Annotated in this window: 11 protein-coding genes and 1 riboswitch; of the genes, 7 read left to right on the plus strand and 4 right to left on the minus strand. The window is 58.4% G+C overall.

Annotated features, from left to right (window positions below; genetic code table 11):
- Positions 1-65: 65 nt before the first annotated feature.
- From pgaA to A6070_RS02145, 6 genes are all read left to right on the plus strand, one after another.
- On the plus strand, positions 66-2,522 hold the full coding sequence (gene pgaA, locus A6070_RS02120; RefSeq protein ID WP_072286841.1) for a poly-beta-1,6 N-acetyl-D-glucosamine export porin PgaA: 2,457 nt from the start codon (positions 66-68) through the stop codon (positions 2,520-2,522).
- 2 nt (positions 2,523-2,524) lie between these two features.
- The gene (gene pgaB, locus A6070_RS02125; protein ID WP_072286842.1) at positions 2,525-4,450 is read left to right on the plus strand and encodes a poly-beta-1,6-N-acetyl-D-glucosamine N-deacetylase PgaB; all 1,926 of its coding nucleotides are present in this window, start codon (positions 2,525-2,527) and stop codon (positions 4,448-4,450) included.
- Between the two features lie 2 nt (positions 4,451-4,452).
- Positions 4,453-5,709 (plus strand): poly-beta-1,6-N-acetyl-D-glucosamine synthase, encoded by a 1,257-nt coding sequence (gene pgaC / locus A6070_RS02130; RefSeq protein WP_072501934.1) that lies wholly within the window; start codon positions 4,453-4,455, stop codon positions 5,707-5,709.
- A gap of 8 nt (positions 5,710-5,717) precedes the next feature.
- Positions 5,718-6,275 carry a poly-beta-1,6-N-acetyl-D-glucosamine biosynthesis protein PgaD gene (gene pgaD, locus A6070_RS02135; protein ID WP_072286843.1) on the plus strand — a complete coding sequence of 186 codons (558 nt, stop codon included), beginning with the start codon at positions 5,718-5,720 and terminating at the stop codon, positions 6,273-6,275.
- A 140-nt stretch (positions 6,276-6,415) separates the two neighbouring features.
- Positions 6,416-7,870 carry a DUF4139 domain-containing protein gene (locus A6070_RS02140; protein ID WP_072286844.1) on the plus strand — a complete coding sequence of 485 codons (1,455 nt, stop codon included), beginning with the start codon at positions 6,416-6,418 and terminating at the stop codon, positions 7,868-7,870.
- A gap of 306 nt (positions 7,871-8,176) precedes the next feature.
- On the plus strand, positions 8,177-9,352 hold the full coding sequence (locus tag A6070_RS02145) for a mechanosensitive ion channel (protein WP_072286845.1): 1,176 nt from the start codon (positions 8,177-8,179) through the stop codon (positions 9,350-9,352).
- Positions 9,353-9,493: 141 nt separating this feature from the next.
- Here A6070_RS02145 and A6070_RS02150 read toward each other — a convergent pair whose 3' ends face one another.
- From A6070_RS02150 to A6070_RS02165, 4 genes are all read right to left on the minus strand, one after another.
- Positions 9,494-10,645 carry an ABC transporter ATP-binding protein gene (locus tag A6070_RS02150; protein WP_072286846.1) on the minus strand — a complete coding sequence of 384 codons (1,152 nt, stop codon included), beginning with the start codon at positions 10,643-10,645 and terminating at the stop codon, positions 9,494-9,496.
- Complete coding sequence (locus tag A6070_RS02155; RefSeq protein WP_072286847.1) at positions 10,642-11,427, minus strand: ABC transporter permease; 786 nt, start codon at positions 11,425-11,427, stop codon at positions 10,642-10,644. The genes A6070_RS02150 and A6070_RS02155 overlap by 4 nt, the downstream gene beginning before the upstream one ends.
- Before the next feature lie 4 nt (positions 11,428-11,431).
- Complete coding sequence (modA, locus tag A6070_RS02160; RefSeq protein ID WP_072286848.1) at positions 11,432-12,217, minus strand: molybdate ABC transporter substrate-binding protein; 786 nt, start codon at positions 12,215-12,217, stop codon at positions 11,432-11,434.
- A gap of 418 nt (positions 12,218-12,635) precedes the next feature.
- On the minus strand, positions 12,636-13,712 hold the full coding sequence (locus A6070_RS02165; protein ID WP_072286849.1) for a pyridoxal-phosphate-dependent aminotransferase family protein: 1,077 nt from the start codon (positions 13,710-13,712) through the stop codon (positions 12,636-12,638).
- Positions 13,713-13,756: 44 nt separating this feature from the next.
- A riboswitch (ZMP/ZTP riboswitch) is annotated at positions 13,757-13,844 on the minus strand.
- Between the two features lie 346 nt (positions 13,845-14,190).
- Here A6070_RS02165 and groES point away from each other — a divergent pair.
- Complete coding sequence (gene groES / locus A6070_RS02170) at positions 14,191-14,478, plus strand: co-chaperone GroES (protein ID WP_072286850.1); 288 nt, start codon at positions 14,191-14,193, stop codon at positions 14,476-14,478.
- Positions 14,479-14,516 lie beyond the last annotated feature (38 nt).

Raw genomic sequence — 14,516 nt, forward strand, 5'->3', positions numbered from 1 at the left:
TTAATTTTCAGGGGTCGGAATTGCCGGGGTCCGCTTCCCGGAGCGATGACCCAGGGGGGATTGCCATGGGGGATGTCAGCGGCTCGCCCGGAGGTTTTCGGCAGAGGGTGGTATGCATGCGGCGGCTGTTTGCTGGCTGCCGCCGGGTCGGTTCTCTGTTTCTGGTGGCCCTGTGGCTGCTGTCTTTTTCAGCCGAAGGGGCTTCCCCGGCGGATCCTCGTCACCGGCAGGCGGTAGAAGCCGCGCGGCGGGGTGACCATGCCGCGGCTCTGCCGTTGCTTGATGAACTGCATCGCAACAATCCAGCCGATCCATCCCTTCTTTACGATTACCTTGTGGTGCTGGCATGGGCGGGGGAAGATGCCCGTGCGCTTGCCCTGCTCGAACAGGTGGACCCGCAACAAATTCCCCTGTATGTGCTTGAGGCGGCTGCCAAATCCCTGCGCCAGCAGAAGCTTTTCGATAAGGCCGAATCCCTTTACCGGCTTGGCATCGGCCGCTTCGGCACGGCTTTGTCCCTGCGTGAAGGCCTGCTCTACACCCTGGTGGATGCCGGGAAACACGAGGAAGCCGCCAACCTGGCCAAATCCCTCGGACAAATCTACCCGGGCCATGCCGGGATACAGTACGCCATAGCCTATGCGGCGGAAGGGCGCGGCGATTATGTAACCGCGCTGCAGTGCTACCAGCGCATTCTGGGCTGGCAACCCGGGGCGCGGCGGGCCCAGCGACTTGAGATCCTCGCCCTGGCCGCTATCGGTGAACCCTTTATGGCCGACGACCTGGCGAGCCAGCATCCGGGCCTGCTGAATGCAGCGGAGCGACATCGTCTCAGAGCCGACCAGGCGGCGCTGGTTACCCGATGGGGCCGTCACGGCAGCGAACTTCCCGGGCAGCGGTTTGCCGAAACCGACCGTGCGCTGAACTTGCTGAATGCCAATGAGCAGGCGGCCAGGGCAGATCTTCCCGGTGGGGAGGCCTTTGTCCAACGGGCCCGTATCGATCGTTTGGTGGCGCTGCGCGATCGGGTGGAAATGGCCCGTGTGGTGGAGGACTACCGTTTATTGCAGGCCGAATGTGTGGAACTGCCGCCTTATGCCCTGCAGGCCGTTGCCGACGCTTTCCTGTATCTGGAAGAGCCGGTCCGGGCCGCGGATCTTTATCGGCGGACGCTGGAATATCAGCCCGATAATTTCGAAGCCGCCCAGGGCTTGTTTTATGCCTATATCGAGCAGGAGGACTTCGAGCGGGCCCTGAAGCTTGGCGAAGCGCTTCGTGCGCAGCAGGCCGCCGGTCCCAAAAGACTGGAGGCGGAGCTGCTTGCCGCGTTGGGACAGATTTTCGCCGGTGACCTGGAAGAAGGAGAAAGCCGGCTGATCCCTCTGTACCGTCGGGCTCCCGCCAATCTCGACATTCTGGGGGAAACGGGCGGTGTGTACGGAGCCCGGGGATGGCCGCGGCGCGCCGAAGAAACCTATCGTATGGGCCTGGCGCTTGACCCGGCCTATCTGCCGCTGCGCATTGGCTATGCCGAAAACCGGCTTGATCTGCAGGAATTCGAACAGGCCGGGGGCCTGATCGGAACCCTGGGTGATGAATATCCCGAGCACAAGGCGGTGCAGCGATTGCAACGGTTGTGGCAGGCCCATAACATGCGCGAACTGCAGGTCTCCGTTGCCGCCGGCTGGAGCAGCGGATCGACCTTCGGCAGTCACGACCTGTCTCTGGCCGCGACCCTGTTTTCCGCGCCGGTGCATGCGCGCTACCGGGGGTTTGCCGCAACCTATCTCGATCAGGCCTCGTTTCCCGAGGGGCATAAAACCCTGCAGCGCTTCGGAGCGGGCATCGAATACCGCCACCGGCACGTTCAGGGAACGGCCGAAATGACCTGGAATGTTTCCGGCGGTCAAAAGATGGGCGGGCGTTTGGCGGCCGTATGGATGCCGGACGACATTTGGTCGTTCCCCGCCGAAATCGAACTGTTCAGCCGCGACACCCCTCTGCGCGCCCTCAAGCATGGCATCCGTGCCGATTCCGCGAGCCTTGGCGCCCACTACCGCCGCGATGAACTGCGGCGCTATTGGCTGCATGCCGGATTCATGGATTTCAGCGACGGAAATTTCCGCTACAGTCTTCTCGGTGGTGTGGAGCAGGGGCTGATTGTGCGGCTGCACTATCGCCTTGACGGTCTTCTCGAGTTTTATACCTCGGCCAATAGCGAGCACGATGCCCCATATTTCAACCCGCGCCGGGATGCCGACATCACCCTGACCCTCGCCAATGATTGGCTCCTTTACCGCGATTATCGTTTTTCTTTTCACAACCGTTTGGCCGTCAGTGTGGGCGCTTACTGGCAACAGGATTTCGGCATCGACCCGACGGCAGCTTTGCGTTATGAGCATGTCTGGGAATATTCCCCCCGGTTTTTTCTGCTCTATGGCGTCAGCCTGGCCCGTCACAGTTACGACGGCGACGGCGAAAATCAGCTGGGCTGTCACCTCGAACTGAACTGGAGGTTTTAGTCATGCGGATCGCGGGAATTGTGCTGCTGCTTTTGATGAGTCTTGCCGCGCCGGTGCGGGGTGACAGCTTCATCAGCCTGTGTTTCCACGATGTTCGCCCCGATGTCGGGCGCGGCGACGATCTGAGCATGTCGACGGATCGTTTCGTGGCCCTGCTGACCTGGTTGCGCCAGCACGGTTATCAACCGGTTGGCATCGATGATTTGCTGCAGGCCCGACAGGGGGAGCGTCCCCTGCCGGAAAAGGCTGTGCTGTTGACCTTCGATGACGGCTACCGCGATTTTTACAGCCAGGTTTTTCCATTGCTCAAGGCCTACCGATATCCCGCGGTGCTGGCTGTTGTCGGCAGCTGGCTGGATGCGGCACCGGGGGAAACCGTCGATTACGGTGGCACGCCCGTGCCCCGGGAAAAATTCCTGTCCCGGGAGCAATTGTGCGAGATCGCCGGATCCGGCCTGGTGGAAATCGCTTCCCACAGCTACGACGGTCATCGCGGCATAGCGGCCAATCCACAGGGGAATCGTCAGCCGGCGCTTAGCGCCAGACTTTACGATTCCGAAAACAATCGTTACGAAGACGATGCAGGGTATTTTGCGCGGGTGCACGCCGATTTGAACAAGAACGCAGACCTGATCGCGAAACTTGTCGGTGCCCGTCCACGGGTCATGGTCTGGCCTTTCGGCAAATATTCGCTACCTGCGATCAGGGCTGCCCGGGAGGCGGGGATGACGGTGACTCTCGGACTCGGCGACGGCGCGGGGGACACGGATCATTTGACCGGGGTGAAGCGTCTGCTGATCGAAGGCAGCCTTGAGCTGCACAGTCTGGCCTGGCGGATCCGCCACCCTCTGGCCCGGGATCCCCAGCGCGTGGTGCAGGTCGATCTTGATTATGTCTACGATTCCGACCCGGCCCAGGCCGAACGCAATCTGGGGGCTTTGCTCGATCGCATCGAGGCGCTGCAGATCACCACTGTTTATCTGCAAGCCTTTGCCGATCCGGATGGCGACGGGCTGGCCGATGCCCTGTATTTCCCCAATGCCTGGCTGCCAGTGCGGGCCGATCTGTTCAACCGGGTTGCCTGGCAGCTCAAAACCCGAGCCGGCGTAAAGGTATATGCCTGGCTTCCGGTACTTACTTTCGCGACCCCGCACAAGGATCTGCTGGTTCGCAGGTGGCAGCCGGCAGCAGGGCTGTCAGCTCCCGATCCTCGGGATTACCGGCGTCTCAGCCCCTTTGTGCCGGAGGTCAGAGACATGGTGCGGGGGATTTACGGGGATTTGGCGCGGTATGCCGATTTCGACGGTCTGTTGTTTCATGATGACGCCCTGCTGTCAGCTTTCGAGGATGCCCACCCGGCGGCCATGGCGTGGCGCCGGCAGCAGGGGCTGACGGACGATCCGAGCATTCTCTGGGCCAGTGCTGACGAAATGCGACACTGGAGTCGTCTAAAAACCGGATATCTCATTGATTTTACGCGGGAACTGGCCGATACGGTGCGGCAGTACCGTCCCGAAATCAGGACCGCTCGCAATCTTTACGCGCGCGCGGTGCTCGACCCCGCCGGGGAGGGTCGTTTCAGTCAGAACCTCGGGCTGTTTCTGCAACATTACGATGAAACGGCGTTGATGGCCATGCCCTACCTTGAAGGGGCCGGTGATGCTGAGTCATGGCTGAGGGGGCTGGTGGCGGCGGTAGATCGTGAGCCGCACGGATTGGAAAAGACCGTTTTCGAATTGCAGAGTGTGGATTGGACTGATCCGAAAAGACCCCTTGCGACCCGGGCTCTGGCGCGGCACATGCGCCTTTTGCAGAGCCTGGGCGCGGTGCATTTCGGCTATTATCCCGATGATTTTCATCGCGACCATCCCGCTGCGGAATCTTTGCACCCGGCTTTTTCCATCAACTCCGATCCTTTTGAGATGTAGCCATGGAAACGATACTTCTTATTCTGCGGGCGTTGCTCGATTTTGTATTTTATTATCCCCTGTTCATGGCCTGTTTGTGGATGATCGGCGGACTCGATTATTACCTGCGCCGCGAGTACCGCAAGGATCGGCCGGACCAGCCACCGCGCTTGCCATCTTACCCCCTGGTTTCAATCATCGTTCCGTGTCACAACGAAGCGGCACATCTGCGCGATACCATTGGCTATCTGTCCCGCCAGAAATATCCCGATTATGAAATTATCGCCATCAATGACGGCAGCACCGACGCCACCGGCTGCATGCTCGAGGATTTGGCCGGGGAAAATCCGCGACTACGGGTGTTGCATTTCGAGACCAATCAAGGCAAGGCCATGGGATTGCGCATGGCGTCGCTGGTGGCCCGGGGAGAGTTTCTCGTTTGCATCGACGGCGACGCTCTGCTGGACCCCGATGCGATCTTCTGGATGATGCGGCATTTTCTGGAAGGTCCCCGGGTTGGCGCGGTTACCGGCAACCCGCGCATACGCACCCGCTCGACCCTGCTGGGCAAGATCCAGGTCGGCGAGTTTTCCGCTATCCTGGGGCTTATCAAACGCGCCCAGCGGGTCTATGGCAGGGTTTTTACCATGTCCGGCGTGGTTTCCGCTTTTCGTAAATCGGCCCTGCATCATGTCGGTTACTGGAGCCTTGACATGATGACCGAGGATATCGATATCAGCTGGCGACTGCAGCTGAGTCACTGGGACATCCGCTTCGAACCCAACGCTCTGTGCTGGATTCTGATGCCGGAGACCCTTAAAGGGCTATGGAAACAGCGCCTGCGCTGGGCTCAGGGCGGCAGTGAGGTGTTGCTGCGTTATCTGCGGCACATGTTCAAGTGGCGCTCCCGCCGCATGTGGGGTGTGTACTTCGAATACTTCACCAGTATCTTCTGGTCTTACAGCATGCTGTTTGTCGGCCTGGTCTGGCTCTGGGGGTTGTGGTTGCCTCTCCCTGCCGGACTGCGGCTCCCGGCCGTAATCCCTGCCTGGTCCGGTGTTGTGCTAAGCCTCACCTGTCTGTTGCAGTTCGCAGTGGCGATGTTGCTTGATTCCCGCTATGAACGGGGGCTGGGACGTTGTTACTACGTCATGATCTGGTATCCTCTGGCCTTTTGGCTGATCAATATGTTTACCATCGTCGTGGGGTTGCCCAAGGCACTGCTGAAAAAGCATGGCGAGCGCGCCATCTGGGCCGCCACCGATCGTGGCATCTATTAGGGGGAGCAATGGGGAAGGGTCTGATTATTGAAAAACCGGAAGCCCAGAAGCGCGGCCAACGGGTGGCGCAAGGACTGCTGACGGTCGGTTTCTGGTGCTTGTTTCTGAGTCTGCTGCGGCCTTTGCTGGCATTGTTCGGCTGGTTTATCGGCATCCGGCTGTTTACTCATGAAATGATCGAAAAAGACGGCGGGCGACTGTTGTTTGAAACATTACGAAACTACGGGCTGGTGGTGCTGATGATGGCCCTGATTTTGCGCACCTGGGCCTGGTACAATCATCGGCGTTTCGCCGGCAAGGACAAACGGCGCACGACGATGGCGCCGGTTTCCCTCGAAGAGATAGCCCGCTATCATAATGTGGACCCGACCGCATTGGCCATGTGGCGTCAGGATCGCAGTCTGTATGTTCGGCATAGCGAAGAGGGCAGGGTTCTGGAGGTTCAGTCGGCCGAACCGCCACCCTGGAAGCCTTGTGTCCGCAGCGTCAGCCTGGCACGGGAAAGCTGCACCGAGGCTTGTGAAAAGAGCGACGGTCGCGCGGGGTCTCCCCCTTGCGCTCTTTAAAACGTCAGGCCATCCGGGATTATGGACGGAGGTTCCGTCTTCGGTCCGATCTGGTAAAATATCGGCTGGACGCCGGTGACCGCGAATTTGCATGGTACGGCAATAGTTGCCGGCTCACCGGCCTGCGCAGGAGGATAAGGATGAAAAGTAACCAGCTCAGTTTGGGGATATTTGGCGCTTTAGTCGCAGCGGGAGTTCTGGTTGCAGGCACCGCATCAGCCCGGATTACGGAACTGCGCAGCACGCTTGATGATCAGCAACAGGTGGCGGTGACCATCTACAACAGCGATCTGGCCCTGATCAAGGATGTGCGGCAGGTGGCTTTACCCGCCGGCGAAAGCCTGTTGGCCTGGCGCGAGGTGGCTGCCGGCATGCAGCCGGAAACGGCTCTGCTGCGTCCGCTGAAAGACGCCGGCGGGTTACGGGTGGTGGAACAGAGCTTCGATTACGACCTGTTGACCCCGGGCAAGTTGCTGGAGAAATTTGTCGGCCGCACGGTGCAGGTTGTGCGTATGCATCCCACCTCCGGTGCCGAAACCTCCGAGACGGCACAGGTGCTGGCCGCCAACGGCGGCGTGGTGCTGCGCATGGGGGATCGCATCGAGACCGGCATCCCCGGCCGTCTGGTCTATCCCGATGTGCCGGCCAATCTGCGGGATCGCCCGACCCTGGTGGTGCAGGTGGCGGCGGATAAGGGCGGAACGCGTGATCTGGAGTTGAGCTATCTGACCAGGGGGTTGTCCTGGCAGGCGGATTATGTTGCGCAACTCGACGCCCGGGATGAACATCTTGACTTGTCCGGCCTGGTGACCCTGAACAACCAGAGCGGCGCCACCTATGAACAGGCTCGCCTGCAGCTGGTAGCCGGCGATGTCCATCGTGTCGGTGGGCAGGAACTGGACATGCGGGCATTCGAGGAGCGGGCTGTGAAGGTTATGGCCGCCGCTCCGGCCATGGCCGAGGAGGGTCTGCTCGATTACCACCTCTACACCCTCGGCCGCTCCACCTCTATCCGCGAAAACCAGGTCAAGCAGGTCGCTTTGCTGAATGCCTCCGGTGTTCCCGTATCCAAGGAGTACCTGTTGCGCGGCGCCGATTATTACTACCGCGGCCGTCACGGCGAACTCGGCAAGAAGCTCAAGGCGGCAGTGTATCTCGAATTTACCAACAGCGCCAGGGCCGGACTCGGAATGCCGCTGCCGAAAGGGATCCTTCGGGTTTACAAGAGCGACAGGGCCGGCAACGCCCAGTTCGTCGGTGAGGATCGTATCGACCATACTCCTAAAAATGAAAAAGTCCGGTTGCGTCTCGGCGATGCTTTCGACGTGACGGCCGATCGTACCCAGACCGATTACAAAAAAATAGCTGGCGGTCCGTCGGAGACCGTTATCGAAACGGCGTGGCGGATCGAACTGAAAAACGCCAAAGAGCAGGCGATCAGGGTCAAGGTCGAAGAGCCGATGCCCGGCGATTGGCAGATTGTTGAGCAAAGCCATGCCCACGTCAAAAAAGATGCCCGTACCGCTGCCTGGGAGATCGCGGTCCCGGCCGAAGGCAGGACCGTTCTGACCTATCGGGTGCGGGTACGGTACTGATACATGTTCCAACCTGAAGTTTCCGGGGAGAACCCGGAGATGCAATGAGCCGGTTTGAGATGATCAACGGTTTATGGTCTCCGTGTTCTCCCCGCCTTTTTATGTGTGACACCGCTCGTTAAAGAATATTCCCCGCCATTAAAGCGCCTCCCTCAAATTAACCCTGCAAAAGCAAAAAGATAACAAAGCTATCATGGGACCTTGCCTATCAGGTCAGCTTTGTTAGGGTTAAAAGGTATCCATCCTGAAACTCCGGATGGATACAGCGTGGTTCGAATCGGTACTCATTTTTTTCCGGAGGTGCTTATGAGAGGATTTCTCGACGCTTTTATGGAGACCCTGGGGCAATATCTGCCGAGCGTGCTGGGGGCATTGATCATCCTGATTGGCGGCTGGTTTCTGGTGATGTGCGTGCGGAAACTGTTTGTCCGGCTTTTGAAAAAACTCCGGCTGGATGAACGGATTTCCCAAAAATCAGGCCAGGAACTGAATGTGGAAGGTTTGCTGGCCGGGCTGGTTTATTATGTTCTTCTGCTGTTTGTTCTGCTGTTGACGCTGGAGGCTCTGGGCGTCAGCGGGGTGCTGGATCCTGTCAAGGAGATGTTCAGCAGTTTCATGAATATCCTGCCCAATCTGCTGGCAGCTATTCTCATCGGGGTGGTGGGCTACGTTATCGCAAAAATTCTTGCCAATGCCATTCTTGTGGTTGGCAAGGGCCTCGACGAGCTGGCGAGCCGTGCCGGATTGACGGACAAGATTCAACTGGCCAGACTTGTTTCACAGATCGTCTTTGTTCTGATTTTTGTGCCGGTGCTGATATCCGCCATCGGCGCACTCAAGATCGAGGTTATTTCGGTCCCGGCCACGGAGATGCTCGGTATCCTGATGGCGGCGATTCCCGACATTCTTGCAGCGGCCATAATCCTCGCCGTGGCCTACGTTGTCGGACGTTTTGTCACCAATATCCTGGCCGAACTGCTCAAAAATCTTGGTGCCGACGCCTTGCCGGAGAAAATAGGCGCCAGACAGCTGCTGGGGGCGGACCGCTCCTTCAGCCGGTTTTGCGCGGCGGTTGCGTTTTTCTTCATCATGTTGGCGGCGACGGTTTCCGCGGCTGAAAAACTGTCCATTGGCCTGCTGGCTGGCGCTCTGGACGATTTATTGAGCTTTGCCGGACAGATTGCCCTGGGCATGGTTATTCTCGCCGTGGGCAATTATCTTGCGACGCTGGCCTATAATGCGTTGAGCCGGCATCCGGACAATCTGAATCTGGCCAAGATCGCACGATTGGCCATTCTCGGCCTGGTGTTGGCGATGGGACTGAAGGCCATGGGGATAGCGGATGACATTGTTAATCTGGCCTTCGGGCTGACACTTGGTTCGGTAGCTGTTGCGGTGGCCCTCTCTTTTGGTCTGGGTGGTCGGGAAGCGGCTGGACGCCAGATGGAGTACTGGCTCGGCAGGCTGCGCAAGGAAAAATAAGCTTGCGTTCATCCAGAAGCTCCGGATGGATACCAGCTTTTAAAACTGCAGGCACTACAAAGCGGGCCCGTTCAGGGCCCGCTTTGTAGTGTGTCTAAGGGTGTTTTCAACCAATCCCGGTTCCGTCGGAGCAGGCAGGCATCAATCGGCCACAAGTGCCTGTGGAATGATTCGCGGCGCCATCGGCGGATCCTGTAAAATCCTGGACGGAGCGTTTTTTTGCTGCTCGATAATGCGCAAACTGGTTGCGGAAAAAGAAAATATAGCGGTGTCTCCCGGTTTGAGATCCTGCTCACGGGCACCCATCACTGTGACGGCGGCCTGCAGGCAGAATCCGTCGGCCTGGCCTGTTACCCATACCAGTGGGCCGCGTCGTTCCATGCGAACAATCTCGGCGGGCAGATGGTTACGCAAGGTGCCACGTGGCTGTTCTCTGGCCAGGCCCAGTTCCTCGGGCCGCACGGATACCAGAATCTGCTGTCCGACCGGGGCGTGGTCAATGCTGTAAAACCGGGCCTTCCCAGCCTCGATGTGCGTCAGACCCGAAGGGTCACAGTCGAGCACCCTGCCTTGCAGTATGTTGCGCGCACCGAGAAAATGGGCAACAAAGCCGGGGCGCGGGCAGTTGAAAACATGCTCGGGGGAGCCGGTTTGCAGAATCTGCCCATCATGCAAAACCGCCACCTGGTCGGCGAGGGCCCAGACATCTTCCATGTCGTGGGTGACATGCAGGACGGTGACGTCGAGGTCTTTGACCAGTTGGCGCAGCAGGCTGCGCATGCGTTCCCGGCTGGCAACGTCCAGCGCGCTGAAGGCCTCATCCAACAACAAAACCTTGGGATCGGCAACAAGCGCCCTTGCAAGCGCGGCGCGTTGCTGTTCTCCTCCCGACAGCGTGTTGATGTCCCTGTGCAGCAGGTTTTCGATGCCGAGGCGGGCGGAGATGTCGCAAACCTTGGTTTTTACCTGTTTTCGGGACATTTTCTGCAGCTTCATGCCGAAGGCGATATTGTCAAATATGTTCAGATGTGGAAAAAGCATGTAGTCCTGGTATACGATACCCATCTTGCGCCGCTCCGGGGACCATTTTGTGATGTCCTGCCCATGCAACAGGATCTGGCCGCGCAGGGGATTGAAGCTGCCGATGATCGTTTCCAGAAGGATGCTCTTCCCGGCCCCCGAGTCACCGATAAGGCAGCAGTATTTGCCTTTCTCCACAGCCAGGCTGGCACCTCTCAGGCTGAATTCTCCCAGGTCGACATACAGGTCCCGGATCTCCAGCAACGCCATCATAGTACCACCTCACGGTTCAACATCTCAAAAACCACGATAGCCGCCAGAGAAATCAGAATCAGCAGGATACCCGAGGTCATGGCCATGGCCAGATTGCCATAGGAGATGTTCAGATACAGAGTGATCGGCAGCGTTTCCGTGAACATGCGGGTGCCGCCGGCCAGGATGAGAACCGTTCCGAAACAGCCCATGCACCGGGCAAATGCAATCACCGCTCCGGCAAACAGACCGCCTCTGGCCATGGGCAGGGTCACGCGCCAGAAGGCCGCCCATTGCCCGCAGCCAAGGCTGCGGGCCACCAGTTCATAACGTGGACTGATGCTGCGGAATGCGGCGTACACCACACGCGTCGCATAGGGCGCGGCGGTGAAGATCTGCGCAATGGCGATGCCGGTTTTGCTGAACACGATATCGATGCCGGCTTGCTTGAGCCAGCCGGCCACGGGATCGTGGCCGAACAGCAGCAGCAAACAAAGTCCCAGCACCAGTTCAGGGAATGCCATTGGCAAATCAACAACGGTGCGCAGCAGCTGATGGCCGGGGAACTGAAAGCGCGCCAGTACGTAGCCAATGCTGATCGCCAGTATCATGACCACCGCCACGGAAATGCCGCTGGTAATCAGCGACAGGCGGATACTGTAAAGCATTTCCTCCGACAGGGTGCTGCTGAGCACCTCCGCCCAGCGGGGCATAAAAACCAGGGACAACATGGCCCACAGCAGCATGCCCACAAACAATACGGTAATGCTGGTCAGACCTGCCTTGAAAAGCCGATTCGCCATAAAATCACTCCGGTCTGGCGACAGGGAAGCCCCATTTGCGCCACAGGGCCTTGCCCTCGGGCGATGCAATGTAATCGATGAATGCCTGGGCCCGGTCCGCTTGTTGCGAATAGGTCACGACGGAGGCGGGAATGGTTTTGATGCTGTTCTGGGCAGCGGGGATCTGCACGATATCGACCTTGCCCCTGGCCTGGCCCCAGGTGGCCTGATCTTCCCAGGCGATGCAGGCATCCACCTGTCCGGTGGCGGCATAAATCAGCAGCTGGTTGGTGGTGCTGGGACGAACCACGGTATTTTTTGCAACGGTTTCCATAAGGTTGTTCTTGGTCAGAATCTCGTTGCCGACTTTGCCGATGGCCGCAGCTTTGGCGTCGGCCAGGGCAACGCGCACGCCGGGCCGGGCCAGATCCCGCAGCGATTGGATTTTTGCAGGATTGCCGGCCGGTACCAGGATGACCGGCACATGGTAGCATAGCAACTTTTGTCCTTCTGCGCGGGCCAGCCCCTGCTTTACGGCATCCTTGTTGTATTTGTCCGCTCCGGGGATGAAAACGTCGCCTGCCTTGCGGGTGGCAATCATCCCGAACAGCTCGCCGGAGCCGCCATAGATCAACTGTACAGGGATCTTGTAGCGTGCCTCGAACTGTGTTTTGAGTTCATCCATCGGTTTCATCAGGCCAGCGCCGGCATACACCGTGAGCGGCTGCTGGCCCGCCAGGGCCGGGGCGCCGAAGCTGCCCATCATCAGAAGTACTGCCAAGCAGATTGTCCGCCACATTTTCATACGCATGTTTTCCTCCCGGAATTAAATACACTCTCTTCGGGGCAGGCACCTCTCCTTTCCCGAAAAAAGCATTTAGGTGTTAGTTATTTCTAGGTTGGCAGAATTTCGGTGTCTTTTCAAGTAAATAACGAAGTTGGGTGAGATGTGTTTATTAAGCCGTTTCCATCAGGAAACGGCGGATGGACAGGGGCTCAAGTTTCAGATTGGCTGGCGTGATAAGTGCGGGCGGGGGGATTGTTCCAGGGTTGCCCCAGGGGCAAGTTTGTCGAGAGAAATACCGTTGGGATGGAGCTGATACACATGTTTGTATCGCATTCATGCACCCATCAAAAATAGCCCCCCTGTCGGGGGGCTTGAGGAGAAAATGAAACAATCGGGGCATGGGGATGCCCCGGGTTTTCCATCCGGGGGGTACGGATGAAAATCAGGCGCGCACCTGGGGCAGCAGTTCCTCAAGCAGCGCAAAATATTCTTCCATGTCGGCCATGGTCATGTCGCCCATGTGCGGGATGCGGAATGTCGTATTTTTGATCTTGCCGTAGCCGCCGTCCATGGCATAGCCGCGTTCACCGAGCAGTTCCTTGAGACGGGCCACATCGGTGCGGCCGTCGTTGGCGACGGCGGTCAAGGTCTGGGAGCGAGCGCCTTCGGCGGCATACAGCCCAAAGCCCTGCTTCAGGGCCCAGGCGCGGGTGGTGTCGGCCATCAGGCGGTGGCGTGCGTAGCGGTTTTCCAGGCCCTCGGCGAACATTTTCTGCAACTGGTGGCGCAGGGCGAAGATCATGCTGATGCAGGGCGTGCTGGGGGTGTTGTTTTTCTCGTCGTTCTTTTCGAATTCCTCGAAATCGAAATAGTAGCCCCGGTTGGGAGTGGTGCGCGCCTTGTCCAGGGCCTTGCGGCTGACGGCGAACACGGCCAGTCCCGGCGGCAGGGCGAAGGCCTTCTGTACGCCGGCCAGGCAGACATCGATGCCCAGGGCGGTGACGTCGATGGGGACGGCGCTCATGGAGGAGACGGTATCCACGATGAAGGAGACATCGGGGTATTTCTGCATCACCGCGGCAATCTCCTCAAGAGGTGACATGACTCCTGTGGAAGTTTCGTTGTGAACCAGGGTCATGGCGTCGTATTTGCCGGTAGACAGGGCCTCGTCAACCATCGCCGCGGTTACCGGTTGCCCCCATTCGGCGCTGAATACGTCGGCTTCGAGGCCACAGCGCAGGGTAACGTCGTACCACTTCTTGCTGAATGCGCCGTTGGCGAAACAGGCGCAGCGTTTTTGCACCAGGTTACGGACCGCACCCTCCATAACGCCGAAGGCGCTGGATGTGGACAGAAAAACCGGTCCGGGGGCATTCAGCAGTTTTTTAAGGCCGTCGACGACTTCTTTGTGCAGGACGGCGTACTCTTTCATGCGGTGGCCGATCATGGGGGTGGCCATGACTTCCAGAACGTCGGCACTCACTTCAACGGGTCCGGGGATATAGAGTTTCTTGCTCATGGCTGTCTGCTCCTTCGGAAAATAAAAAACGCCTGGCCCTTGTTCAAGGGGGCCCAGGCGTACGGCTCTCAGGTCTTTTGATCCCGCTCCCCGGTGGTGAACCACCTCGAGACGCCAGTTACGGGAGACCTGCAAATTGTCGGAACTCATGCGAGTTGAAAACCAAGTAACACACCTGCTTTCTCAAAGTCAAGCCGGTTTCTTGGCGATCCGGTATACATTCCGGGGGAGATTTTATGAGATCGCCCGGTCTTTGCAGAAATTTATCGAAATCCCTTGACATTCACCATCAGCTGATTATATTTAGCCTTGCTTGTTAGCACTCACCCAAAACGAGTGCTAACATCGAGCCAAAGTCCAGGGCTTTGGTCCGCGCTTGCAACGGACTTGAGCTTTTTTGTTTGGATGTTGAGAAGGTTTTTTTCGGGATGCGTCCCGCACTCAAAATTTTTATGACCGAACGAAAGGAGAATGCAGCATGAACATCAGACCTTTGCGTGATCGTATCATCGTGGAACGGACCGAAGAGGAAACCACCACCGCCGGTGGCCTCATTATTCCTGACTCCGCCAAGGAAAAACCCCAGCAGGGTGTCGTCAAGGCCGTAGGCAAGGGCAAGGTGCTCGAAGATGGCACCGTGCTTCCCATGGACATCAAGGTCGGCGACCGCGTTCTGTTTGGCAAATACGCCGGCAGCGAGATCAAGATCGACGGCAAGGAATATCAGATCATGCGTGAAGACGATATTCTCGGTATTCTCGAGTAAATCGCTATTGTTTCAGTAAAGCCAATCCAAAGGAGGAT

Source organism: Syntrophotalea acetylenica (assembly GCF_001888165.1).
Classification (GTDB): Bacteria; Desulfobacterota; Desulfuromonadia; order Desulfuromonadales; family Syntrophotaleaceae; genus Syntrophotalea; species Syntrophotalea acetylenica.

Excerpts from the sequence above, each read along its gene's own strand:
- pgaA (WP_072286841.1), top strand. The coding sequence starts at position 66 with ATGGGGGATGTCAGCGGCTCGCCCGGAGGTTTTCGGCAGAGGGTGGTA.
- modA (WP_072286848.1), bottom strand. The coding sequence starts at position 12,217 with ATGCGTATGAAAATGTGGCGGACAATCTGCTTGGCAGTACTTCTGATG.
- groES (WP_072286850.1), top strand. The coding sequence starts at position 14,191 with ATGAACATCAGACCTTTGCGTGATCGTATCATCGTGGAACGGACCGAA.
- pgaC (WP_072501934.1), top strand. The coding sequence starts at position 4,453 with ATGGAAACGATACTTCTTATTCTGCGGGCGTTGCTCGATTTTGTATTT.
- A6070_RS02145 (WP_072286845.1), top strand. The coding sequence starts at position 8,177 with ATGAGAGGATTTCTCGACGCTTTTATGGAGACCCTGGGGCAATATCTG.
- pgaD (WP_072286843.1), top strand. The coding sequence starts at position 5,718 with ATGGGGAAGGGTCTGATTATTGAAAAACCGGAAGCCCAGAAGCGCGGC.
- A6070_RS02140 (WP_072286844.1), top strand. The coding sequence starts at position 6,416 with ATGAAAAGTAACCAGCTCAGTTTGGGGATATTTGGCGCTTTAGTCGCA.
- A6070_RS02150 (WP_072286846.1), bottom strand. The coding sequence starts at position 10,645 with ATGATGGCGTTGCTGGAGATCCGGGACCTGTATGTCGACCTGGGAGAA.
- A6070_RS02155 (WP_072286847.1), bottom strand. The coding sequence starts at position 11,427 with ATGGCGAATCGGCTTTTCAAGGCAGGTCTGACCAGCATTACCGTATTG.
- pgaB (WP_072286842.1), top strand. The coding sequence starts at position 2,525 with ATGCGGATCGCGGGAATTGTGCTGCTGCTTTTGATGAGTCTTGCCGCG.
- A6070_RS02165 (WP_072286849.1), bottom strand. The coding sequence starts at position 13,712 with ATGAGCAAGAAACTCTATATCCCCGGACCCGTTGAAGTGAGTGCCGAC.